The 21,722-nt window shown below is 70.9% G+C and carries 22 protein-coding genes; 9 read left to right on the top strand and 13 right to left on the bottom strand.

Annotated features, from left to right (window positions below):
* Together ABD908_RS12975 and ABD908_RS12970 are read right to left on the bottom strand one after the other, a co-directional pair.
* On the bottom strand, positions 1-1,602 hold the full coding sequence (locus ABD908_RS12975) for a DHA2 family efflux MFS transporter permease subunit (RefSeq protein WP_344996216.1): 1,602 nt from the start codon (positions 1,600-1,602) through the stop codon (positions 1-3).
* Entirely contained in the window at positions 1,599-2,102 is a 504-nt protein-coding gene (locus ABD908_RS12970; protein WP_344996213.1) for a MarR family transcriptional regulator, read from the bottom strand. The genes ABD908_RS12975 and ABD908_RS12970 overlap by 4 nt, the downstream gene beginning before the upstream one ends.
* 152 nt (positions 2,103-2,254) lie before the next feature.
* Here ABD908_RS12970 and ABD908_RS12965 point away from each other — a divergent pair, with 152 nt between their 5' ends.
* The 3 genes from ABD908_RS12965 (at position 2,255) to ABD908_RS12955 (ending at position 4,490) form a co-directional block, all read left to right on the top strand.
* On the top strand, positions 2,255-2,749 hold the full coding sequence (locus tag ABD908_RS12965; RefSeq protein WP_344996210.1) for a glutathione peroxidase: 495 nt from the start codon (positions 2,255-2,257) through the stop codon (positions 2,747-2,749).
* 155 nt (positions 2,750-2,904) lie between these two features.
* Positions 2,905-3,606 carry a DUF2334 domain-containing protein gene (locus ABD908_RS12960; RefSeq protein WP_344996208.1) on the top strand — a complete coding sequence of 234 codons (702 nt, stop codon included), beginning with the start codon at positions 2,905-2,907 and terminating at the stop codon, positions 3,604-3,606.
* A 74-nt stretch (positions 3,607-3,680) separates the two neighbouring features.
* Positions 3,681-4,490, top strand: coding sequence for a class I SAM-dependent methyltransferase (locus ABD908_RS12955; protein WP_344996205.1), 810 nt, complete (start codon positions 3,681-3,683; stop codon positions 4,488-4,490).
* A 22-nt stretch (positions 4,491-4,512) separates the two neighbouring features.
* Here ABD908_RS12955 and ABD908_RS12950 read toward each other — a convergent pair whose 3' ends face one another.
* From ABD908_RS12950 to ABD908_RS12915, 8 genes are all read right to left on the bottom strand, one after another.
* Positions 4,513-5,139 (bottom strand): TetR/AcrR family transcriptional regulator, encoded by a 627-nt coding sequence (locus ABD908_RS12950; RefSeq protein ID WP_344996202.1) that lies wholly within the window; start codon positions 5,137-5,139, stop codon positions 4,513-4,515.
* A gap of 85 nt (positions 5,140-5,224) precedes the next feature.
* Positions 5,225-6,301 (bottom strand): NAD(P)H-dependent flavin oxidoreductase, encoded by a 1,077-nt coding sequence (locus ABD908_RS12945; protein WP_344996199.1) that lies wholly within the window; start codon positions 6,299-6,301, stop codon positions 5,225-5,227.
* 18 nt (positions 6,302-6,319) lie between these two features.
* The gene (locus tag ABD908_RS12940; RefSeq protein WP_344996196.1) at positions 6,320-7,075 is read right to left on the bottom strand and encodes an enoyl-CoA hydratase family protein; all 756 of its coding nucleotides are present in this window, start codon (positions 7,073-7,075) and stop codon (positions 6,320-6,322) included.
* Positions 7,072-7,953 carry a MaoC/PaaZ C-terminal domain-containing protein gene (locus ABD908_RS12935; RefSeq protein WP_344996193.1) on the bottom strand — a complete coding sequence of 294 codons (882 nt, stop codon included), beginning with the start codon at positions 7,951-7,953 and terminating at the stop codon, positions 7,072-7,074. The genes ABD908_RS12940 and ABD908_RS12935 overlap by 4 nt, the downstream gene beginning before the upstream one ends.
* Positions 7,950-8,855: an SDR family oxidoreductase gene (locus tag ABD908_RS12930; RefSeq protein WP_344996190.1), complete on the bottom strand. Its 906-nt coding sequence runs from the start codon at positions 8,853-8,855 to the stop codon at positions 7,950-7,952. The genes ABD908_RS12935 and ABD908_RS12930 overlap by 4 nt, the downstream gene beginning before the upstream one ends.
* 16 nt (positions 8,856-8,871) lie before the next feature.
* Positions 8,872-10,023, bottom strand: coding sequence for an acetyl-CoA C-acetyltransferase (locus tag ABD908_RS12925; RefSeq protein WP_344996187.1), 1,152 nt, complete (start codon positions 10,021-10,023; stop codon positions 8,872-8,874).
* 10 nt (positions 10,024-10,033) lie between these two features.
* Entirely contained in the window at positions 10,034-10,837 is an 804-nt protein-coding gene (locus tag ABD908_RS12920) for an SDR family oxidoreductase (RefSeq protein ID WP_344996184.1), read from the bottom strand.
* On the bottom strand, positions 10,834-12,027 hold the full coding sequence (locus ABD908_RS12915) for an acyl-CoA dehydrogenase family protein (RefSeq protein WP_344996181.1): 1,194 nt from the start codon (positions 12,025-12,027) through the stop codon (positions 10,834-10,836). The genes ABD908_RS12920 and ABD908_RS12915 overlap by 4 nt, the downstream gene beginning before the upstream one ends.
* A gap of 129 nt (positions 12,028-12,156) precedes the next feature.
* Here ABD908_RS12915 and ABD908_RS12910 point away from each other — a divergent pair, with 129 nt between their 5' ends.
* The 6 genes from ABD908_RS12910 to ABD908_RS12885 all read left to right on the top strand — a co-directional run bounded on the left by ABD908_RS12910 (position 12,157) and on the right by ABD908_RS12885 (position 18,364).
* Entirely contained in the window at positions 12,157-13,059 is a 903-nt protein-coding gene (locus tag ABD908_RS12910; protein ID WP_344996178.1) for an enoyl-CoA hydratase, read from the top strand.
* A gap of 23 nt (positions 13,060-13,082) precedes the next feature.
* Positions 13,083-14,270 (top strand): acyl-CoA dehydrogenase family protein, encoded by a 1,188-nt coding sequence (locus tag ABD908_RS12905; RefSeq protein ID WP_344996246.1) that lies wholly within the window; start codon positions 13,083-13,085, stop codon positions 14,268-14,270.
* Positions 14,267-15,238: an acyl-CoA dehydrogenase family protein gene (locus ABD908_RS12900; RefSeq protein ID WP_344996175.1), complete on the top strand. Its 972-nt coding sequence runs from the start codon at positions 14,267-14,269 to the stop codon at positions 15,236-15,238. The genes ABD908_RS12905 and ABD908_RS12900 overlap by 4 nt, the downstream gene beginning before the upstream one ends.
* Before the next feature lie 2 nt (positions 15,239-15,240).
* Complete coding sequence (locus ABD908_RS12895) at positions 15,241-16,344, top strand: acyl-CoA dehydrogenase family protein (protein WP_344996173.1); 1,104 nt, start codon at positions 15,241-15,243, stop codon at positions 16,342-16,344.
* 129 nt (positions 16,345-16,473) lie between these two features.
* Complete coding sequence (locus ABD908_RS12890; protein WP_385922821.1) at positions 16,474-17,490, top strand: AurF N-oxygenase family protein; 1,017 nt, start codon at positions 16,474-16,476, stop codon at positions 17,488-17,490.
* Between the two features lie 76 nt (positions 17,491-17,566).
* Positions 17,567-18,364, top strand: coding sequence for an SDR family oxidoreductase (locus ABD908_RS12885; protein ID WP_344996170.1), 798 nt, complete (start codon positions 17,567-17,569; stop codon positions 18,362-18,364).
* Between the two features lie 58 nt (positions 18,365-18,422).
* Here ABD908_RS12885 and ABD908_RS12880 read toward each other — a convergent pair whose 3' ends face one another.
* The 3 genes from ABD908_RS12880 to ABD908_RS12870 are packed head-to-tail and all read right to left on the bottom strand — an operon-like array spanning position 18,423 to position 21,636.
* A complete protein-coding gene (locus ABD908_RS12880) occupies positions 18,423-19,988 on the bottom strand; it encodes an AMP-binding protein (protein ID WP_344996167.1) in 1,566 nt (521 codons plus the stop codon).
* Positions 19,985-20,752 (bottom strand): CoA-transferase subunit beta, encoded by a 768-nt coding sequence (locus ABD908_RS12875; RefSeq protein WP_344996164.1) that lies wholly within the window; start codon positions 20,750-20,752, stop codon positions 19,985-19,987. The genes ABD908_RS12880 and ABD908_RS12875 overlap by 4 nt, the downstream gene beginning before the upstream one ends.
* Positions 20,749-21,636 carry a CoA transferase subunit A gene (locus tag ABD908_RS12870; RefSeq protein WP_344996161.1) on the bottom strand — a complete coding sequence of 296 codons (888 nt, stop codon included), beginning with the start codon at positions 21,634-21,636 and terminating at the stop codon, positions 20,749-20,751. Before ABD908_RS12870 ends, ABD908_RS12875 begins: the two co-directional genes overlap by 4 nt.
* Positions 21,637-21,722: the final 86 nt, after the last annotated feature.

Genomic DNA, 21,722 nt, shown 5'->3' with positions numbered 1-21,722 from the left:
CTAGTGCACCATGACGGCGCGCTCCGCGGCGCCGGTGTCGGCGTCGTGGGTGCGCGGCAGGAAGAACGCGGGGATCAGGCAGACCGCCACCAGGATCGCGCCCACGATGTACGTGTGCCCGAATGCGTGGGCGGTGAACGGAAGTCCCTGGTCGAGCAGCTGATGGAACGTGTCCGGGGCCTGCATACCCGCGGCGCGGGTGGCCGGGCTGGAGTTGGCGCCGAACGCCTGTGCGCCGATGGCGACGGGCTCGGGAGAGTGCGGCACCGGCAGCTTCGGACCCGCGTTCTTCAGCTGGTTGGTGAAGATCACGGAGAAGACGGCCGTGCCGATCGACGCGGCGATCTGCTGGACGATATTGGTCAGCGTCGAGCCACGCGAGATCGAGTGCGGCTCGAGCGTACGGATCGCGGCGGACATCGTCGGCATCATCGTCATGCCCATGCCGAGGCCCTGCACGAACAGCGCGCCGCAGATGATCCAGTAGCTGGTGTCGGCGCCGAGCAGGGTGAACGGGACCAGACCGGCGGTGATCAGCACGAGGCCGGTCATCACGAATTTGCCCGGACCCATCTTGTCGGTGAGCGCGCCGGCGACCGGCATCGTGAACATCGCGCCCAGTCCCTGCGGCGCCACCAGCAGGCCCGCCATGAGCGTGGTCTCGCCGCGGACGCCGATGAAGTACTGCGAGTACAGGAGCATCGAGCCGAAGAACGCGATCGCGAAGCACGTGAAGGTGATCATTGCGACGGTCATGTTCCGGTTCTTGAACAGCCGCAGATCCAGCAAGGCGAGTTTGGCGCGCAGCGCCCAGAACACGAATCCCACGATCAGCACGGCGCCGAGGACTGCGGTGATCAGCACACGCGGCGTGAACATCGTGCCGTGCTCCTGCTGCGCCTCCGGGATCGACGAGATGCCGAACAGGAACAGTGCGAGGCCGGGCGAGAGCAGGAGGAACCCGACGATGTCGAACGACTGCGACTCGGACGTCTCGTCCTTGTCCAGCACGATGAAGGCATAGACGATGGCGATGATGCCGATCGGCAGGTTGATCAGGAAGATCCAGTGCCACGAGAAGGACTCGATCAGCCAGCCACCGAGAATCGGGCCGCCGATGGGGCCGAGCAACATCGGGATCCCCAGCACGGCCATCACGCGGCCGATCCGCTCCGGGCCCGCGGCGCGGGTCAGGATCATCATGCCCAGCGGCATCAGCATGCCGCCGCCGAGCCCCTGGATGACGCGATAGATGATCAGTTCGGTGATCGAGCCGGAGGTGGCGCACAGGACCGAGCCGAGGACGAACATCGCCGTCGACGCCATGTACAGGCGCTTGGTGCCGAACCGGTCGGCGGCCCAGCCGGTGACCGGGATGACCGCGGCCAGGGCGAGTGTGTAGCCGGTCATGGTCCAGGCGACGGTGGCCGGCGTGGCGCCCCACTGGGACTGGAAGGTGTTCTGCGCGACGCCGACGATGGTCATGTCGAGGATCGACATGATCGCGCCCAGCACCACGACGCCCGCCACTGTCAGGACGCGGCGGTCCAGACCCTGGTCGGCCGCGGCCGCCGGGGACTCGACTGTGTTGTCGGAGGTCATGAGGTCACTTTCGTTGCGGTGAACAGCGGGTTCTCGGGGAGGATCCCCAGTCCGAGGATCTCGGACAGGACGTCGTGCAGCCGAGTGCAGAGGTCCGCGGGCAGCTGCGACGCCAGTGACTGCACATCACGGTGCTTGTCGGCGATCGCTGCCGCAAGGGAACTTCGGCCGTCGTCGGTGACGGTCAGGTTCTTGATCCGGCGGTCGCGCACGTCTTCTCGGCGATCGACCAACCCCATCTGGACAAGCCTTTCCACGTTCCGACCGGTGGCGGCGACCGACAGGCCGAGCTGGTCGGCGAGCCGGTTGATCGCCACCGGGTGGTCGGCGGAGCTCAGCACCACCAGTACATGGAACTGCTGCACCGTGATCTCCGACGCGAGGACCGCACCCAACATCTGCTGGGTCGATCCGCACATGAGTCGGCCGACGAACTCCGCCAGGACCTCGGTGAGGCAGCGGGCAGCAGTTGCCGGCTCGTCATGCGGGATTGCTTGCACGCCGCAAATACTATCGTCTGTGCAACCTTTGCGCCAACGCGATAGATGTGGCATGCATCTCACTCATAGCCGGATCCCAGGTTCTTTGCGGAATGGCGCTGGGTGGGGCCACCGGCGCCACGGCGGGCATCGGCGGGACTACTGTCGGCGACATGACTTCTGCGCTCGATTCCATCCCGCTGACCACTCTCGACGGTCAGGCCGCATCCCTCGCCGACTACGCCGGGAACGCTGTCCTCGTCGTGAATGTCGCCAGCAAGTGCGGGCTCACGCCGCAGTACGCGGGCCTCGAGGCGCTCGCGACGCGGTACGCCGACCGCGGCCTGACGGTGCTGGGCGTCCCGTGCAACCAGTTCGCGGGCCAGGAGCCGGGTACCGCCGAGGAGATCGCCACCTTCTGCTCGACCACCTACGGTGTCACGTTCCCGCTGCTCGCCAAGACCGATGTCAACGGGGACGACCGGCATCTGCTCTACGCGGAGTTGACGACGGTGGCGGACGCCGCCGGCGAGGCGGGCGACATCCAGTGGAACTTCGAGAAGTTCCTCATCGCCCCCGACCACGAGGCCGTCACCCGCTTCCGTCCGCGCACCGAGCCCGAGTCCGACGAGGTCGTTTCGGCCATCGAGGCGACGCTTCCCCGGTAGCGCGTGCCGCGGTCGGGCGGTCGAACGATCGGGCGGTCCACCGGACCGGCGCGACGCGCGCTGCGGTGGGCGGACAGCCCGCCGCGTCGCTCTGTTCAGCGACTCGCAACCTTCGGTCCCCGACCTGTCCATCTCTGCGGCGCACACTGATTCACGTGGCTGGTCTGCTCTACGTCTCAGTATCCGGAATCTCGGACGCGACGCGCGCCGACGTCGCGGCGTTCGCCGCGTCGATGGAGAAGCGCTCCGTGCCGCTGTCTCTGCTGGTCGCTCCGCGGCTGAAGGGCAAGTACCGCCTGCTCGAGGATCCCGCCACCCAGGCGTTGCTGCGGGCGCGGCGCGAGTCGGGCGACCTGATCGTGTTGCACGGTTTCGACCAGGCGGCCACGAAGCGGCGCCGCGCCGAGTTCGCCACCATCGGCGAGCACGAGGCGCGGCTGCGTCTGACCGCGGCCGACCGTGTGCTGGAGGAGGTGGGGTTGCGAACCAGAACCTTCGCCGCGCCCCGCTGGAACGCGTCCCCGGGCGCCGTCGCGGCGCTCCCGTCCGCCGGCTTCCGGATGAACCTCGGCTACACGTCGATCGCCGACCTCGATCGCGGCATCGAGGTGAAGGCCCGGCTGCTCGGTATCGGTGACGGCTTCCTCTCCGAGCCGTGGTGGTGCCGGGCCCTCATAGCGACGGCGAACCGGGTGGCCCGACGGGGCGGCGTGGTACGGCTCGCGGTGGATGCGAAGCAACTCGCTGTGTCGACGCCGCGCCGGTCGATCATCGACGCGATCGACCTGGCGTTGCATCACGGCGCGGAGCCCGTCGGTTACCGGTGGCAGCCGCACCCGGCGCTCGGTGCGGCCTGATCCGCAGCTACCGCCGGGGAGATCGCCCGACTCGAGGACTTTTAACTTAGGCTTACCTACGTTACAGTCGGCTCATGGGTGAGCGCATCGAGCTGGGCGAGGTCCAGGAGACCCTCCTGATCCCCCTGTACGGCAGGGCGATCGACGCCGAGGCCGGCAGCAGCGTGCTGCGGGACACGAAGGCGATCGACCTGGTCGACGCGATCGACTACGAGTTCACGAAGTTCAAGGGACCGTCGTTGTCCGGCAGCGTGCTGCGCGCATCGATCTTCGACGGTTACGTGCGGGACTTCCTGTGCGAACATCCCGACGGCACCGTCGTCGACCTCGGCTGCGGACTCTCCACCCGGTTCGACCGCCTCGACAACGGCCGCGTGCGATGGTTCGACCTGGACGTGCCGGACACGATGGCGCTACGCAGGCGCTTCTTCGCCGACTCCGACCGGTACACCATGATCGCGGGCTCGCTGTTCGACACGGACTGGGGCCCGACGGTGGCGGAACGCCCGGGCCCGATCTTCCTGCTGAGCGAAGCGGTGCTGCTGTACTTCCCGGACGCGCAGGTGCGAGAGGTGCTGCGTCGCCTCGTGAAACAGTTCCCGGGCAGTCCGCTCGCCTTCGACACGGGCGGCAGGCTGATGATGGGCAGCCAGGACCGCAAACCGGTGTTCAAGGCGCTGCCCGCGCGGATGCAGTGGGTGTGCGACGACCCGCGGTCGCTCGAACCGCTCGGGCTCACGCTTCGCGAATGCAGGACGTTCGCACAGCCGCAGACCTCCGTCGCGCGCTCGTGGCCGGCCAGGTATCGGCTGCTGATGGGCCTGCTCGGGTGGGCCCCGCCCGTGCGGACGTACAAGCTCAACCTGTTCACCACCGCCGCCTAGCCGGCGAAGCCCGCCCGGCCGGTCAGCGCGGCGTGATCAGCCCGCCGTAGACCATATCGATCAGCTGGTCCGCCAGCTTGTCGTGGCGGAGTCGGCCGCGGGGTCGATACCAGCGCACCGTCGACCACACGGCGTCACGGATGAAGCGGTACACCGCGGTGCTGTCGAGCCCCTCGCGGAACTCGCCCGACGCGGAGCCGTCCTCGAACACCCCGAGCCAGATCTTGGTGATCTTCTCGCTGGTGCGCAGGACGAAGGAGAACTCGGGCTGGCGCCGGAACAGGCTGGTCTCGTTCTGGTACAGGGCCACCTCGTGAGGGTGGTCGTGGATCGTCTGGAAGGACGACCGGATCAGCCCCTCGAGTACCTCGGTCGGCGAGCCGCCGCTGTCGGCGATGTCGGTGGACTGCTGGAGCAGTCGCTCCATGAAGCCGCGCAGCACCTCCACCAGCATCGCCTCCTTGGAGGCGAAGTGGTGATACAGGCTGCCCGACAGCATTCCGGCGGCATCGGCGATGTCGCGCACGGTGGTCTGCGAATACCCCTGCGTGGCGAACAGTTCGGCGGCGATTCCGAGCAGTTCTCCCCGGCGGTCCTGGCCGGTGCCGCCGGACTCACGCCGGGGCCTCGTCGCGCTGCGCGGCGTCATCGGACACCTTTCCTTCCGGCAGTCGGCAGCGCCGCCTGCGCCACACCTCGGACCAACCTAACAGTTGTTTCACACGGCGTCCCGGTCAACTCCCCGGCCGGATCCGCGCGAGCGCGTCGAGGCGCGCGGCGGCCTGCGCAACGATCCGATCCACCAGCTCGCCACACGTGGGCAGGTCGTCGAGGACGCCCACGACTTGGCCGGACGCGAGCATCCCGGCGGACAGGTCACCGTCGACGAGGCCCGCCTTGAGCAGCATGGGCGTGTTCGCCGCCATCGCGGTCTGGGTGACGGTGCGTTCGCCGGAGCGGCTCATCTGCAACCCGTCGCGTAGTAGGTCGCGCCACGGGATCCGTTGGGAACGACGGAATTCGATCGCGTTCGCCACGCTGCGACGGAGCCGGTGCCCGAGGCGCTCGTCCTCGAGGTCCCGCAGGAAGTCGGTGCGCAGCAGGCGGTGCGGCATGCCGTCGGCCTTCGTGGTGACGACGGTGCCGTCCAGCCCGGCCTCGAGGTAGCGGCGCTTGATCTGCTCGGGCACGGTGCTCTCCGCGGTCAACAGGAAACGGGTGCCCATGCCGATCCCGGCGGCGCCGTACGCGAGCGCCGCGGCCAGGCCCCGTCCGTCGAAGTAGCCGCCCGCCGCGACGACGGGGATGTCCACCGCGTCGAGGACCTGCGGCAGCAGCAGCGACGTGGGCACGGGGCCGGTGTGTCCGCCGCCCTCGCCGCCCTGCACCATCACGATGTCGGCGCCCCAGGACGCGACCTTGCGGGCGTGCTTGGCGGCGCCCACCGACGGCATCACGACGATGCCGTGCTCCTTGAGCCGTCCGATCAGCTCCGGCTTGGGCGCGAGTGCGAACGAGGCGACGGTGACGCCGTGGTCGATCAGCAGGGAGACCCGGTCGTCGGCGTCGGTCGCGTCGGCCCGCAGGTTGACCCCGAAAGGCTTGTCGGTGCGCGACTTCACGGCCACGACGGCGCGTTCGAGTTCGGTGAGCGTCATCGTCGCCGATGCCAGCAGCCCGAGTGCCCCAGCCTCGGCGGTCGCCGACACCAGGCGTGCCCCGGCCACCCAGCCCATGCCGGTCTGGACGATGGGGTGGCGGACGCCCACCATCCGGGTCAGCGGCGTGGACAGCGGTGGTGACTCGGTCATGCAGTCCCTCCCCGGGTCTCAGACCTGCAGGTTCTTGCCGGTGGCGACGAACTCGTCGCGGTGGTCGTCGGAGACCCCCGCCAGGTTCAGCTCGAAGGTGAAGCCCTGCTCGAAGCGGTAGCTCCGATTGACATCGATCGGATCGATGCCGTTGAGCGACTCCTTGGCGGCGCGGATCACCCGCGGGTCCTTGGCCGCGATCTCGCGGGCGACGGTGAGGGCCGCCGAGTCGAGCTCGCCGCGCGGTACCACCTCGAACACCGAACCGTGCTGTGCCAGTTCGGCGGCCGTGATGCGTCGGCCGGTGTAGTACAGGGCACGTACCAGGTGATGCGGCACCAGCCGGGCGAGGTGGGTACCCACGCCGAGCGCGCCCCGGTCGATCTCGGGGACCGCGAGATACGCGTCGTCGCTGGCGAGCACGATATCGCTGTTGGCCACGAGCCCGATGCCGCCGCCCACGCAGAAGCCGTGGACGGCCGCGATCACCGGGACGGGACACTCGTAGACGGCCTTGAACGCCGCGTAGCAGCCGCGGTTGGCGCCCACCAGCGCGGCGAAGCCCTCCGTCTGCTGCATCTCCTTGATGTCGACCCCGGCGTTGAAGCCGCGACCCCCGGCACGCAGCACCACGACCCGGGCACCGTCGCGCGCGGCGCCCGTGACCGCTTCGGCGATCGCGAACCAGCCCGCGACCGGCAGGGCGTTGACGGGGGCGTAGTCGACGGTGATCACGGCGATCCGACCGTCGACGAGTTCGGTGGCGACGCTCATGATTCCTTCTCTCCCAGTGGGTCCGGATGCGAGGTGCCGAACGTGAGGTGGCCGCCCGATACCGCCGGGCCGCGCGCCGTGTGCACGTCGAAGGCCCCGGATTCCCACCCGCGCAGCGTGATCGGCTCACCCGGGAACACCACGCCGGTGAATCGAGCAGACACGCTGCGCAGGTCGGCCGGGTGCACGCCGCGCTGCTCGGCAGCGGCCAGTGTCGCGGTGGCGAGCGTCGCCAGCCCGTGCAGGATCGGGCGGGGCTGTCCGATCGCGGCTGCCGCGGCCGGGTCGATGTGGATGCGGTGCCGGTCGCCGAGCAGCCGATACAGCGCGGCCGCGTTGGCGGCGACGGGGACCTCGACCTCCCATGCGGGGGCCGAGCCGGGGGCGGGCGGGCGGGCAGGCCCGCGGGCGCCGCCGAACCCGCCCCGGCCGGGCGCGAAGATCGACCAGGTGGCCGTGAAGTACCTGCACTCGACCGTCACGTCGTAGACCGCGGCGGCGCCCTTGTCCCAGACCCCGTCGACGCGGGCCGTGAGGACCGCCTCGCCGTCGAGCGGCAATGGCGCGTGTACCTCCAGGCGCTGCGCCCCGTGCAACGCGGTGGCCGTGTCGAAGGCACCCGCGGCGCCGAGCGCGTCGGGTGCCCACTGTGCGAGCGTCAGGGCGAACTGGGGCAGCACCCGCAGCCCGTCCTCGTACACCAGCGCCAGCTGGTCCGCCCGGGCCCCGACAGCGAGCGCGAACAGGATCGCGTCCCGCGCCGTCCAGCGCACGGTCCGCTCGCCGAGTGCGACCCCGAGCCACGCCGACGGTGGCGCGCCCGGCCCGGGAAGTGCTGCGGCAGCGTTGGTCTCGACCTGCGAGCGGGCGCAGATCATGCGCCGTACACCGGCTCGGGTGCGACGGCCTGCGCGAGCAGCCCCCGCAGCTTCGCACCGGTCTCCGCGGCGTGCCAGCGGCGCCCTAGGTCCAGCCGCGGGCCGTGCCGCCAGCCCTCCTCGACGCACACGCAGCCACCCTCGACCTCGATCACCCGGCCGGTCACGTCGCCGGCGTCGACGCTCGCGAGCCACGCCACCACGGGTGACACGTTGCCGGGATGCATGGCGTCGAAACCGTCAGCGGGGGCGGCCATCCGCGCGGCGAAGGGGCCCTCGGTCATCCGCGTACGGGCAGCCGGCGCAATGGCGTTGACGGTGATCCCGTACCGCCCGAACTCGGCCGCCGCGACCACGGTGAGCGTGGCGATACCGGCCTTCGCGGCCGAGTATGCGGCCTGTCCGATGCTGCCCTGCAGGCCCGCGCCGGACGTGGTGTTGACGATCCGCGCCGCGCGCTGCCGGCCGGCCTTGGACTCGGCGCGCCAGTATTCGGACGCGTACCGCATGGTGGCGTAGTGCCCCTTCAGGTGCACGGTCACCACGGCGTCCCACTCGTCTTCGCCGGTGTTCACCAGCATCCGATCGCGCACGAAACCCGCGTTGTTGACCAGGATGTCGAGCCCGCCGAAGGTGTCGACCGCCGCGGCGATCGTCCGCCGCACCGCGGCCGGGTCCGTCACGTCGGCACCGTCGGCCACCGCCTCGCCGCCCGCCGCGTGGATCAGCTCGACGGTCTCGGCGGCCGGCCCGGCAGAGGTGCCCTCACCGCCGAGCGAGGTGCCGATGTCGTTGACGACCACCCGCGCGCCGTGGCGCGCGAGCTCGAGGGCGTGGGCGCGGCCCAGACCACCGCCGGCGCCGGTGACGACGGCGACGCGGCCGTCGAGGATTCCTGTCATGTGCGCCTCCTCCGGTTCAGATCCGCTCGATGATCGTCACGTTGGCGTTCCCGCCGCCCTCGCACATCACCTGCAGGCCGTAACGGCCGCCGCGGCGCTCGAGCTCGTGCAGCAGTGTGGCCATGAGCTTGGTGCCGGTGGCGCCGATCGGGTGGCCGAGCGCGATGCCGCCGCCGTTGACGTTGACCCGGTCGGGATCCGCGCCCAACTCTGTGATCCAGGCGAGGACGACGGAGGCGAACGCCTCGTTGACCTCGAACAGGTCGATCTCGTCGAGATTCAGGCCCGCGCGGCGCAGTGCGCGCTGGGTGGCCGGGATCGGCGCCGTCAGCATCCATACCGGGTCGTCGGCGTACACGCTCAGGTGGTGGATACGCGCCCGGGGGGTGAGTCCGTGCTCGGACACGGCACGCTCGGACGCGACCAGCAGCGCGCTCGCCGCGTCGGAGATCGGGGAGGAGACCGCGGCGGTGACGCGGCCGCCTTCGACGAGCGGGGCGAGCCTCGCCATCTTCGCCGGCGAGGTGTCGCGCCGCGGTCCCTCATCGACGCGGAAGTCGCCTACCGGCGTGATCTCGGCGTCGAAACGGCCCGCGTCGATCGCGTCGACCGCGCGACGATGACTGCGGAACGCGAACTCCTCCATGGCCTCCCGCGTGATGCTCCACTTCGTGGCGATCATCTCCGCAGATCGGAACTGGGAGACCTCGACGTCGCCGTAGCGCTCGCGCCACCCCGTGGACTCGGCGAACGGTGTGGTGTAGCCGTACTGCGCTCCCGCGAGCATGGCCGCCGAGATCGGGATGGCGGACATGTTCTGCACGCCGCCGGCGACGATCAGGTCGGCCGTGCCGGACATCACGCCCTGCGCCGCGAAATGGACGGCCTGCTGGGCGGATCCGCACTGCCGGTCGACGGTGACCCCGGGCACGTGCTGCGGCAGGCCCGCAGCGAGCCAGGCGGTGCGGGCGACGTTCCCGGCCTGGGGGCCGATGGTGTCGCAGCAGCCGAGGATCACGTCGTCGACGGCCGCGGGATCGACCCCCGTGCGCTCGACGAGCGCGCGGAGCGCGTGCGCACCCAGGTCGGCGGAGTGGACCCCGGCGAGGGCGCCGCCCCGTCGCCCCGTGGGGGTGCGGACCGCGTCGATGATGAATGCTTCTGCCATGTACTGCCTCTCAGGGATGTCGACTGCTCACGGAGACGACCTCGCCCGTCATGTAGGAGCTGTATCCGCTGGCCAGGAACACGATGACGTTGGCGATCTCCCACGGCTGTGCGGCGCGGCCGAACGCCTCGCGGCCCTCGAGTTCGGCCAGGAGCTCTGGGGTGGTGACCTTCGCGAGGAAGGGATGCGTCGCGAGGCTGGGTGACACGGCGTTCACGCGGATCCCATGCTCGGCGAGATCCATGGCGGCGCAACGGGTCAGGGCCATCACCCCGGCCTTGGCGGCGGCATAGTGGGCCTGCCCCTCCTGGGCGCGCCAGCCCACGACCGAGGCGTTGTTGACGATCACGCCCTGGGTCCCCGCGGACACCATCCGTCGGCCTGCCGCTCGCACGCAGTGGAACGTCCCGTCCAACGTCACGCGCAGTACCGCCGCCCACTGCTCATCGGTCATCTCGAGGATCGACGCCGTGCCGCCGAGGCCCGCGTTGTTGATCATCACGTCCACCCCGCCGAAGGGCTCGGCGGCATTGAGCAGCGATTCCACCTGGGCCGGGTCGGTCACGTCGCACCGGGCGGCTGCCACGCGGCCGGAACCGAAATCGGCGACCAGCATCGCCGCGGTCTCGGCCAACCGGCGCTCGTGGGTGTCGCTGATCACCACCGCCCGCGCTCCCTCCTCGAGGCAGCGGCGGGCGGTGGCGACCCCGATCCCGGCGCCGGCCGCGGCCGTCAGCACGACTACCTGTCCGGCGAGGAGGTCGTGCGGCGGAACGTAATCCGGCTCGGGAAGGGCGACGCGGGGCGCGGTCACGGGCGCGGCTCCTTGGGGAGGCCGAGTACGCGCTCGGCGATGATGTTGCGCTGGATCTCGTCCGAGCCGCCGTAGATGGTGTCGGCGCGACTGAACAGGAACAGGGCCTGCGCGGAGTCCAACCGGTAGTCGGCGGCCACCGTCAGACCCGGCGCGCCCCGCACGGCCATCGCGAGCTCGCCGAGGTCGCGGTGCCAACGCGACCACAGCAGCTTCGCCACCGAGACCTCGCGGCCGGAGGCCGTCTTGCGGGCCGAGCCGACCTCCTCTGCTGCGAGCGTGCGCATGGCGTGCGCGCGCATGACCTCGAGTCCCACGGTGGCGTCGGCGATCCGGTCGGCGAGCACCGGGTCGTCGTACGCGCCGTTCCTGCGCGCCTCGGCCTCGACGGCCGCCAGTTCGCGGGCGAAGCCGACCTGCTGGCCGATCGTCGACACGCCACGCTCGTAGCCGAGGGTGGCCATCGCGACCCGCCAGCCGTCGCCCGGTGCGCCCACCACCAGGTCGGCGGCGGTCCGCGCGCCGGTGAAGTAGACCTCGTTGAACTCGGAGGTCCCGGTGAGCTGCACGATCGGCCGTACCTCGATGCCGGGCTGATCCATCGGAACCAGCAGGTACGACAGCCCGGCGTGCCGGCGCGACCCGGGATCGGTGCGTACGACCGCGAAGCACCACTGCGCCTGCCGTGCCAGCGACGTCCAGATCTTCTGCCCGTCGATCACCCACTCGCCCCCGTCGAGCCGCGCGCGGGTGCGGATCCCGGCCAGGTCCGAGCCCGCGTCGGGCTCCGAGTAGCCCTGGCACCAGAGCTGCGTCACAGCCTTGATGTCGGGTAGGAACTGCGCCTGCTGCGCCGGGGTGCCGTGGTCGATGAGGGTGGGGCCCAGCAGCTCCTCGCCGAGGTGGTTGACGCGGGCCGGGGCGTCGGCGCGGGCGTACTCCTCATGGAAGATCACCTGCTGCGCGAGGGGTAGTCCCCTGCCGCCGTGCTCGGTGGGCCAGCCCAGGCAGGTCCAGCCCGCGGCGGCGAGGTGCCGGTTCCACTCGACGCGGTCGGCGAATGCCTCATGCTCGCGACCGGATCCGCCCATGCCTGCGAGCCGGGCGAAATCGCCCACCAGATTCTCGGCGAGCCACGTCCGCACCTCGTCGCGGAACTCGCCGTCCGCCGGTGATTCGGACAGGTCCATCACGCCTCCTGATCGGCCGACTGTGCTGCTCAACCGGCATCTCCGCTCACCCTATCAAGCCAATCGAATGCTTGGTAGAGTTCGGGTGCTTCGATGATTCCTAACGACTTTCACCCACCGGAGGTGAACATGACCGATACCGAGGCGGCGCCGGGCGGGGACTCGGCCGACGATGTGGTCCGCTACGAGGTGCGCGGCCCCGTCGCCGTGGTCACCCTCAACCGGCCGCGGTACGGCAACGCACAGAACTCGGCGATGACCTATGCCCTCGACCGCGCGTTCGTGGCCGCGGTCGACGACGACGAGGTGCGCGTGATCGTCCTGGCGGGGGCCGGGAAGCACTTCTGCGGCGGCCACGACATCGGGACGCCGGGGCGGGACATCGACGTCTCCTTCGAGCGGCGCGCGGTGATCCACTGGGACCACGTGGGCAAGCAGGGCGTGGCGTCGCGGTTCGCGCGCGAGTCCGAGGTGTACCTCGGGATGTGCCGACGGTGGCGGGAGATCCCCAAGCCGATGATCGCCATGGTGCAGGGCGCGTGCGTCGCGGGCGGGCTGATGCTCGCCTGGGCGTGCGACTTCATCGTCGCCTCCGACGATGCGTTCTTCTCGGATCCGGTGGTGCGCATGGGGATCCCGGGCGTGGAGTACTTCGCGCATCCGTGGGTGATGAACCCCCGCGCCGCGAAGGAGTTCCTCTACACGGGTGCCCGCTTCCCGGCCGAGCGGGCGCGCGAGCTCGGAATGGTCAACCGGGTCGTGCCGCGCGCGGAGCTGGCCGACACCGTCTTCGCCCTGGCGGGACAGATCGCCGAGATGCCACCGCTGGGCCTCGCGCTCACGAAGAAGGCCGTCAACCAGGCCGAGGACCTGCAGGGCATGCGCGCGGGGATGGACTCCGCGTTCGGCCTGCACCACGCGGCCCACGCCCACAACGCGGAGGTGGGGGTCGACTCGCTCGCCGGGCTCGACGCGCGGGCGATGGCGCAGGCGAACAAGCGGGCGGCGGGCGAGGACGGTGCGCGCTCGTGACCGGGGTCGCGGACACCGGATCGATGGTCGAGTTCACCGCGGCCGAGAACGCCTTTCGCGCCGAGGCCCGCGGCTGGCTGCGTGCGCACGTGCCGGGGCGGCTCCGGTCGATGGACACGCCCGACGGTGCGGCGGTGCACCGCGCGTGGGAGGCCACCCTCGCGGCCGATCGATGGTCGGTGGTCTCCTGGCCCGAGCGGTACGGCGGGCGCGGCGCGTCACTCGCCGAGTGGGTGATCTTCGAGGAGGAGTACTACCTCGCGGGCGCCCCCACGCGGATCTCGCAGAACGGGATCTCGCTGCTCGCCCCGATCATCTTCGCGCACGGCACCGACGAGCAGCGCGAGCGGTTGCTCCCCGCGATCGCCGACGGCAGCACGGTCTGGGCGCAGGCGTGGTCGGAGCCGGAGGCGGGCAGCGACCTCGCCGCGATCGGCAGCCGGGCGGTGCGCGCCGACGGTGGCTGGTGCCTGTCCGGCCAGAAGACGTGGAGCTCGCGGGCGCCGTTCGCGGATGCCGGATTCGGGCTGTTCCGCACCGGCCCGACCGCGCCGGACTCGGGCGCACTGAGCACCGCTGGGCGGCACCGCGGGCTCACCTACTTCCTGTTCCCGCTCGACGCGCCGGGTGTCACCGTGCGGCCGATCCGGCAGCTCGACGGTGACGCGGGTTTCGCCGAGATCTTCTTCGACGACGTCTTCGTGCCCGACGACGGCGTGCTGGGTGCGGTCGGCCAGGGCTGGTCGGTCGCGATGAGTACCGCCGGGAACGAACGGGGCCTGTCGCTCCGGTCGCCGGGCCGGTTCCTCGCCGCCGCGCAGCGGCTGCTCGGCCTGTGGCGCGAACGAGGGTGCGCTGCACCGGAACTGCGCGACCGAGTCGTGGACGCCTGGATCGCGGCGCACGCCTACCAGCTGTACACCTGGGGCACGGTCGACCACGTCGCGGGCGGCGGCAGCGTCGGGGCCGAGGGCAGCGTGAACAAGCTGTTCTGGTCGCAGCTCGACGTGGACCTGCACGAGACCGCGCTCGAGCTGCTCGGCGCGGAGCAGGAGCTGCGTGGTCCGCACGCCCCGGACGGCGGACGCTGGGTGGAGGATCACCTGTTCGCCGTCGCGGGACCGATCTACGCCGGCACCAACGAGATCCAGCGGAACATCGTGGCCGAGCGGTTGCTCGGACTGCCGCGGGGCGACCGGGGGCGGGCATGAGGTTCGGGATCACCGCGGAGCAGCGGGCCTTCGCGGAGGCGCTCGACGACCTGCTGACCGAGGCGGACGTGCCGGCGGTGGATCGCGCCGTCGCCGACGGGAAGGCCGACTCGGCGGTGGCGCTGTGGGCGCGGCTCGCCGACATGGGTGTGCCCGCGCTGCTGGTTCCGGAGGTCTACGGCGGGATCGGCGGCACCGCGGTCGATCTCGTGGTCGCCTTCGAGCGGCTCGGGTGCCACGGCGTCCCCGGCCCGTGGATCGAGACGGCGGCCCTGGCGGCGGTCGTGGCGACCGACGGCCGCCTGCTGTCTCGCATCGCGGACGGGAGCGCCCGGGTCAGCGTCGCCGCCCCGCCGTGGGCCCCGTATGCGCTCGACTGCGCGCTCGCGACGGACGTCTTCCTGCTGACCGCAACGGGTCTGGCGCCGGCGACGCCGGGGGAGCGCCTGTGGTCCGTCGATCCCACGCGGACGCCGTGGTCGGTGGTGGCGGCCGAGCCCGAGGCGCCAGTGGATCCGATCGTGCGAGGCCGCGGTCTGGATACCGCGGCGCTCGCGTGCGCGGCGATGCTGGTCGGCGCGGCCGACCAGATGCTCGCCGTCACCGTCGAATACGTCGGGCAGCGGCGGCAGTTCGGGCGCGTGATCGGGGAGTTCCAGGCGGTCAAGCACGCGCTCGCCGATGTGCGAGTCGCAGTGGACTTCGCGCGCCCCCTGGTCCACGGCGCCGCGCAGGCGCTTGCGGCCGGCGACCTGATCGCGCCGCGCGAGGTCTCGGCCGCCAAGGTCGCGGCCGCTACGGCCGCCGCCCGGGCCGCGACGGCCGGGCTGCAGGCCCACGGCGCGATCGGCTACACGCAGGAGGCGGACCTGAGCATCTGGTACCTGCGCACCCGCGCGCTGCTCGGAGCCTGGGGCACCGTCGGAGAGCACCGGGCCCGCGTGCTCGACTGTCTGACGGCGGTGTGACGATGGACTTCCGCCTCGACGACGAGCAGCTGGCACTGGCCGCGGCTGTGCGTGCGGCTGTGGAACGGCGTGCCCGGCAACGGGATATGCGCGACTTCCTGGGCGGCGGGTACGACGCCGAGCTGTGGGCGACGCTGTGCCGGCAGGTGGGCGTCGCCGCGCTCGCGGTTCCCGAGGCGTACGGCGGCGCCGGCGCGACCTCGTTCGAGACACACATCGTGCTCGAGCAGCTCGGCGCGTCGCTGACGCCGACGCCGCTGCTGGGCTCCGCGGTCGCGATCCGCGCCCTGCTGCTGGGCGCGCGTGACCGGGAACGGTCGCGACTGCTCCCCGGGCTGGCGGCCGGTGACACCGTCGGCGCCCTCGCGTGGGCCGACGGTGCCGGGCGGTGGCGCACCGACGTCGCCCCGCTGGTGGCGCGCCGGACGGGTGAGACGTGGCGCCTGGCCGGCGTATCCACTCTGGTCGTCGACGGTGGCCGTGCGGGCGTCCTGCTCGCGGTGGGCCAGACGGATGCGGGCCCGGTGCTGTTCGAGGTGACCGGGAGTGCCCGGGTGACCCGGACGCCGGCGCTCGACCCCACGCTGGACCTGGCCGCGGTCGCGTTCGACGGCACGGAGGCGGTCCCACTCGGCAGCGGGCTGGGGCTCGAGGCGCTACTCGCGGAGGCTGCGTGTGCGGTGACGGCGCTGCAGGTGGGCGGCGCGCAGGCCGCCCTCGACCGGACGGTGCGGTACCTCGGGCAGCGGCATCAGTTCGGACGCCCGATCGGCTCGTTCCAGGCGCTCAAGCACCGTGCGGCGGACATGCTGGTGGACGTCGAGACGGCGCGCTCGATCTCCTGGTGGGCCGCATGGGCGGTCGCGCACCGGGAGCCCGGGTACATCCGGCGGGCCTCGGTCGCGAAGGCCTGGTGCTCCGATGCGTTCGCGAAGGTCGCGGCCGAGACGATCCAGCTGCACGGCGGGGTCGGCATCACCTGGGAGCACGACGCGCACCTGTACTTCAAGCGCGCCCACGCCACGGCGCAGCTGTTCGGGGACGCGCGACGGCACCGGGGACGGGTGCGGGCCGGGCACGCGACAGAAACCTTCATGCAAGCTTGATTTTATGATAGGCTTCCGCTGATTTCATCTCATGTAGCGCGTCTACCAGCGTCGGTCGGCGGGGAAGCTGCACGAGCAGTCTTAGAGCGTCCGCGCGTCAGGGCAGAAAGGGGGCCGACGGTGGCTCTCATGAACATCACTCGGCGACCGCTGACCCAGATGGGTCGGATGCACGGACGACCGTTTCCTGGACAGGCCGAGTACGAGCAGGTCCTGCTGGACCTGTCGGAGGCGTCGGTGCGTCGGAACTTCGACCCGTACCTCGATATCGACTGGGACTCGAAGGACCTCGAGATCACCCCGGACGACGAGCGGTGGATCTGCGATCCGCACACCGATCCGATCGGCCGGCACCCCTGGTACCAGGCACAGCCCGTGGCGAAGCAGATCGAGATGGGCATGTGGCGTCAGGCCAACGTCGCCAAGGTCGGGCTGCAGTTCGAATCGATGTTGATCCGCGGCATCATGCAGTACACCGCCGCACTGCCCAACGGGTCGCCGGAGTTCCGCTACGCCACGCACGAGGCGAAGGAGGAGTGCCAGCACACGCTGATGTTCCAGGAGTTCGTCAACCGTGTCGGGGTGGACGTCCCGGGCGGCAACCTGTTCCTGCGCCGGATCTCGCCGATCGTGCCGCTGTTCGCGACCATGACGCCGCTGTTCTTCTACATGATGGTGCTCGGCGGCGAGGAGCCGATCGACCACCTGCAGAAGCAGTTCCTGCGCACCTCGTCCGTGCAGCATCCGGCGATGACCGCCATCATGCAGATCCATGTCGCAGAGGAGGCCCGGCACATCGGGTTCGCGCACCAGCTGCTCGAGCACCGGGTTCCCATGCGCGGTCGCCTGCCGCGGCTCGTGCTCTCGCTGATGCTGCCGATCACCATGCGTGTCATGGTGACCATGATCATGATGCCGCCCAAGCAGTTCTGGGACCGCTTCGAGATCCCGCGCGAGGTCAAGAAGGAGATCTTCTGGCACTCGCCGGAGTCGCAGGCGACGAAGCGCGACGTGTTCGGTGACGTACGGATGATGGCCCAGCGGTCGGGTCTGATGAACCCGCTGTCCCGGTTCATGTGGCGGCTGTGCGGGATCGACGGGCGCGTCTCCCGTTTCCGCAGCGAGCCCGCGTACGCGGCGCAGTAGTCCATCGCACCGACCTTCCCACGATCGCCCCGAACCAAACGATTGATTGGTAGCGTGGTCGTGCGGAAGGAGCGCGATGGCGATCACGATCGACCTGGTCGGCCGCGTGGTGCTGGTGACCGGCGGGCGCGGTGGGGTGGGCGGTGGGATAGTCCAGGCGTTCCGTGCCGCCGGTGCAGAGGTCGAGACCGCCGGGCGCAGTGCGTCGGAGCCGGGTGACGACGGTGCCCGGCACGGCGCCGTGCACTACTCGGTGGTCGATGTGCGCGAGCCGGATTCGGTCGGCGCGTGGATCGCCGACGTGCTCGCCCGGCGCGGCCGGATCGACGTCGTCGTCAACAACGCGGGCGGGGGCCCGTACGCAGACTTCGCCGCCGCCTCACCCCGGCTGTACGAGCGGGTGACCGCGTTGAACTTCCTGGGGCCCGCCTACGTCGCCCACGCGGCGCACGCCGCGCTCGACGATGCGTGCGGCGTACTGCTCAATATCACGTCGATCTCCGCGCGCCGGTCGAGCCCCGGCACTGCCGTCTACGGCGCCGCGAAGGCCGCGCTGGAGAGTCTGACCACCTCGCTGGCGGTCGAGTGGGCGCCGCGGATCCGGGTGAACGCCGTCAGCGCCGGCCTCGTCGCCACGCCGGGTGCCGTGGGGCACTACGGCGACGCGGAGCAGACCGCCCGGGTGGCCGCGACCATCCCGCGCGGCGTCTTCGCGTCCCCGCGCGAGATCGGTGACGCCTGTGTGCTTCTCGCATCGCCGTTCGCCTCGCACATCACGGGGGCGGTGCTGGCCGTCGACGGGGGAGGGGAATGGCCGGCGTTCCTGGCGCACACTCCGAACGCGCGGACAGACGGCGGGTCTCGCGGGGCCTAGCGTGACCCGCCGTCCGGCCCCGCGGATCCGGAGCGTGCGCCGATCCGGCGCCGTGGTGTCAGGCAGGGCTGAGGTCGCGCTTGAGGATCTTTCCCGTAGCGGTGCGGGGGAACTGCTCTACCGCCGAGAAGCTCCGCGGCACTTTGAAGTTCGCCAAGCGATCGCGACAGAAGGCGGTGAGCGCGGCCTCGTCCAAGCGTGCACCAGGCCGGAGCACCACATAGGCGTGCGCCACCTCGCCCAACCGCTCGTCCGGCACACCCACCACCGCGGACTCGATCACGTCGACATGTTCACTGAGGGTGTTCTCGACCTCGGCGGGGTACACGTTGAAGCCGCCGACCGTGAACATGTCCTTCAGCCGGTCCGTGATCTTCAGGCCGCCGTACGAGTCCAGGTGCCCCACGTCGCCGGTGTGCAGCCAGCCGCCCGCGTCGATGGCCGCACGCGTGGCGTCCTCGTCGTCGAGGTAGCCGAGCATGACGCTCGGGCCGCGCAGCAGCACCTCGCCGTCGGTCCCGGGCGAGACCTCCGCGCCGGACGGGTCGACGATGCGGGCCTCGAGCCCGGGAACGACCTGGCCCGTCGACGAGAGGATCCCCGCCATCGGGGTGCCGGGCCGTGTCATGGTCACGACCATGCACTCGGTGAGGCCGTATGCCTGTGCCACCCGGTCGAATCCGAGTTCGTCGCGCATCCGCTGGAACAGATTGTCCGGCACCGTCGCCGCCCCGCAGGTCGCGAACCGCAGTGAACCCAGGTCGAACTCGGCTCGGCGGGGCTCGTTCAGCAGCGTGATGAAGATCGTGGGGGCTCCGGGTAGCACCGAGATCCGTTCGCGCTGGATCTGTTCCAGCAGGCCCGGCGGGTCGAACGTGAGCACCGGGTGGATGGATGTGCCCGCGGTGAGCGCCGCGATGATCCCCGCCTTGTAGCCGAAGCCGTGGAAGAACGGGCTGACGATCCCGTATCGGTCGTCGGGGGTCAGCTCCGCACCCTCCGCCCAGGTCCGACCGATGCCCACGGTCTGTCGGTGCGAGCACATCACCCCCTTGGGACGGCCCGTGGTGCCCGATGTGTACAGCACATCGCACAGCGTGTCGGGGGTGACGGCGGCGATGGCCGCGCTGAGCATCGGTGCGGCGACTGCATCTGCGCGGCTGAGGAATTCGCTCCACGCGACGGTGCCCTCGCCGCCCGCACCGAGATCGATGACGGTCTCCAGCCCCGGGATCGGCCCCCCGGCGGCCTCCTGCAGCATCCGCAGGTAATCGGTGTCGAGGAAGCCGTTGCACAGCACCAGAGCCCGGGCGCCGGACCGCGCGATCACATCGCGTGCCTCGAAGCCGCGGTAGCGCGTGTTGAGCGGCACGACGGCGGCGCCGATCAGCTGGGCGCCGAGCAGGGCGAGCACGAACTCGTACCGGTTCGGGGCCCACAGCGCCACCCGATCGCCCTGTCGGACACCGGATGCCAGGTATGCCGCCGCGGCTCGGCGGGCGCCACCGGCGAGGTCGACATACGTGAGCCGGACGTCACCGTCGACCACCGCGAGGCGGTCGCCGAACCTGACCGCACCGTCGGCGATCAGGGCCGGGATGGTCTGCGGAACGGCACCGGTCATCCCCGTACCTCGCGGTCGCGCAGCCCGCTCGGATCGATCACCGTGCGGATCAGCTCGAGCTCGCGCTCGTCGGGCCGGCGGGTCGTGCTCGCGCTCGACACGTCGATGTCGAATCCCGTTGCTTCGGAGACCTGCTCGGGCGTCACACCGGGGTGGATCGAGCGCACCCGAAGCCGACCGGCACCGTCGTAGTCGAGCACCGCCAGGTCCGTGATCACCACGCCGAGGTGGTGGAACCGAAGCGCCGGGCCGGCCGCGGCGGCACGGTCGTTGCCGACCCCGGACACCACGTCCACCGATTCGACGAACACCCGCCGGGAATGCCGTGGGACCCAGTAGTCGGTGCGGTGGTTGGCGGTGTTCCCCGGCGCACCGCGTACCCCGATCAGCTGCCGGTCGGGCTTGCGCCAATCGCCGATGGCCGAGATGTTCTGGTTGCCGTACCGGTCGATCTGGCTGGCCCCCATCATGGAATGCCTTCGGCCGCAGCTGAGGATGTCGAAGACGGCGCGGAACGGGACCCATCCCTCGATGACACCGCCCGCGTCGGCGGCGCCGCCGAGCGGGGGCGGCTCCGCCATCAGGAAGCACGTGCCGTCGGTGAGCACGAGGTCGGGGTTGTGGGTCAGGCGGGCCAACCGGGCTCCGATGGTGGGGACGGTGCCGACGGCGTGCGCGAGGACCTCGCCCGAATCGCGCCAGGCGTCGCTGCACGCGGCCGCACACACCTCGGCACGGGTCACTGCCGCCTGGATGTCGTTCATGCCCTGCCTCCCGGCGTCGTGGCGCCCGTCGGCGCATCGCGGAAGGCCGCGACCGCTGCCTGGTACGCCGCCTCGTCGCCGGACAGATAGGTGTCGCTGAACCCGGCCCACGCCTGCTCGTCGGCCGCCGCCTGCACGTAGTGCTTCTGGAATGCCTCGTCGCGCGGATAGTCGGGCTCGCAGCCGGTGAAGTGGGCGCCGTTCGGAGTCTCGACCACCCCGGTGGTGAACAACCGGCTGATCAGCAGCGTGTGGTGGGTGGCGCCCGTGGTGAGCTCGGCGGTGGGGACGATCCGCTCGGCCGACATGTACGTCTCGTCGGCCGCCATGGCCAGCAGGTCGTCGAAGTACGGGTCCGGACCGAGATACTGCCCGTTGCCCACCTCGTCGGCGCGGTTGACGTGGATCAGCGCGGCGTCGAGGCGGATTCCGGGAACGGCGACGTACTCGTCGTCGTCGTAGGGGGAGCGGATCGTCTTCAGGCCCGGGTTCATCCGCAGCACGTCGCTGGCCATGCCGGCCCGGGTGGGCATGAACGACAACCGGTTCGCGCCCGCGCGCAGCGCCGCCACGAACATGCCCTCGTCGTACTCGTTGGTCTCGATGCGCCCGGCCTCGCGGGCCGCACGGAAGTGGGGGTCGAGTGGGATGCTGTCGAGCGAGACGAATCCGTAGATCAGCCGCCGGACCCTCCCGGCCGCGCACAGCAGGCCCACGTCCGGTCCGCCGAACGTCACCACCGTGAGGTCCGTGATGTCGCTGCGGAGGAGCTCCCGGACCAGCGCCATCGGTTTGCGGCGCGATCCCCACCCGCCGATCCCGAGCGTCATCCCCGACCGCAGGCGCTCGGGCAGTCGGTCGAGCGGCATCGTCTTCCGGCCCATGTGCCAACCTCCGTGTAGACCTAACGCTTGATTGGTACGGTAGCAGTGCGCGGCCGTCGCCGACAGAGTTGGACGGCACCCGGCGA

Origin of the sequence: Tsukamurella soli (assembly GCF_039541155.1) — a bacterium.
Classification (GTDB): Bacteria; Actinomycetota; Actinomycetes; order Mycobacteriales; family Mycobacteriaceae; genus Tsukamurella; species Tsukamurella soli.
The sequence above is the reverse complement of the archived record's forward strand: the minus strand, read 5'-3'. Positions and strand labels throughout refer to the sequence as shown.

What these genes read in the sequence shown, in the direction of transcription:
- ABD908_RS12890 (WP_385922821.1), top strand. Translation starts at nt 16,474, where the DNA reads ATGAACATCACTCGGCGACCGCTGACCCAGATGGGTCGGATGCACGGA.
- ABD908_RS12975 (WP_344996216.1), bottom strand. Translation starts at nt 1,602, where the DNA reads ATGACCTCCGACAACACAGTCGAGTCCCCGGCGGCCGCGGCCGACCAG.
- ABD908_RS12955 (WP_344996205.1), top strand. Translation starts at nt 3,681, where the DNA reads ATGGGTGAGCGCATCGAGCTGGGCGAGGTCCAGGAGACCCTCCTGATC.
- ABD908_RS12965 (WP_344996210.1), top strand. Translation starts at nt 2,255, where the DNA reads ATGACTTCTGCGCTCGATTCCATCCCGCTGACCACTCTCGACGGTCAG.
- ABD908_RS12925 (WP_344996187.1), bottom strand. Translation starts at nt 10,023, where the DNA reads ATGGCAGAAGCATTCATCATCGACGCGGTCCGCACCCCCACGGGGCGA.
- ABD908_RS12880 (WP_344996167.1), bottom strand. Translation starts at nt 19,988, where the DNA reads ATGACCGGTGCCGTTCCGCAGACCATCCCGGCCCTGATCGCCGACGGT.
- ABD908_RS12900 (WP_344996175.1), top strand. Translation starts at nt 14,267, where the DNA reads ATGAGGTTCGGGATCACCGCGGAGCAGCGGGCCTTCGCGGAGGCGCTC.
- ABD908_RS12910 (WP_344996178.1), top strand. Translation starts at nt 12,157, where the DNA reads ATGACCGATACCGAGGCGGCGCCGGGCGGGGACTCGGCCGACGATGTG.
- ABD908_RS12885 (WP_344996170.1), top strand. Translation starts at nt 17,567, where the DNA reads ATGGCGATCACGATCGACCTGGTCGGCCGCGTGGTGCTGGTGACCGGC.
- ABD908_RS12895 (WP_344996173.1), top strand. Translation starts at nt 15,241, where the DNA reads ATGGACTTCCGCCTCGACGACGAGCAGCTGGCACTGGCCGCGGCTGTG.
- ABD908_RS12945 (WP_344996199.1), bottom strand. Translation starts at nt 6,301, where the DNA reads ATGACCGAGTCACCACCGCTGTCCACGCCGCTGACCCGGATGGTGGGC.
- ABD908_RS12875 (WP_344996164.1), bottom strand. Translation starts at nt 20,752, where the DNA reads ATGAACGACATCCAGGCGGCAGTGACCCGTGCCGAGGTGTGTGCGGCC.
- ABD908_RS12915 (WP_344996181.1), bottom strand. Translation starts at nt 12,027, where the DNA reads ATGGACCTGTCCGAATCACCGGCGGACGGCGAGTTCCGCGACGAGGTG.
- ABD908_RS12940 (WP_344996196.1), bottom strand. Translation starts at nt 7,075, where the DNA reads ATGAGCGTCGCCACCGAACTCGTCGACGGTCGGATCGCCGTGATCACC.
- ABD908_RS12905 (WP_344996246.1), top strand. Translation starts at nt 13,083, where the DNA reads ATGGTCGAGTTCACCGCGGCCGAGAACGCCTTTCGCGCCGAGGCCCGC.
- ABD908_RS12935 (WP_344996193.1), bottom strand. Translation starts at nt 7,953, where the DNA reads ATGATCTGCGCCCGCTCGCAGGTCGAGACCAACGCTGCCGCAGCACTT.
- ABD908_RS12930 (WP_344996190.1), bottom strand. Translation starts at nt 8,855, where the DNA reads ATGACAGGAATCCTCGACGGCCGCGTCGCCGTCGTCACCGGCGCCGGC.
- ABD908_RS12950 (WP_344996202.1), bottom strand. Translation starts at nt 5,139, where the DNA reads ATGACGCCGCGCAGCGCGACGAGGCCCCGGCGTGAGTCCGGCGGCACC.
- ABD908_RS12870 (WP_344996161.1), bottom strand. Translation starts at nt 21,636, where the DNA reads ATGGGCCGGAAGACGATGCCGCTCGACCGACTGCCCGAGCGCCTGCGG.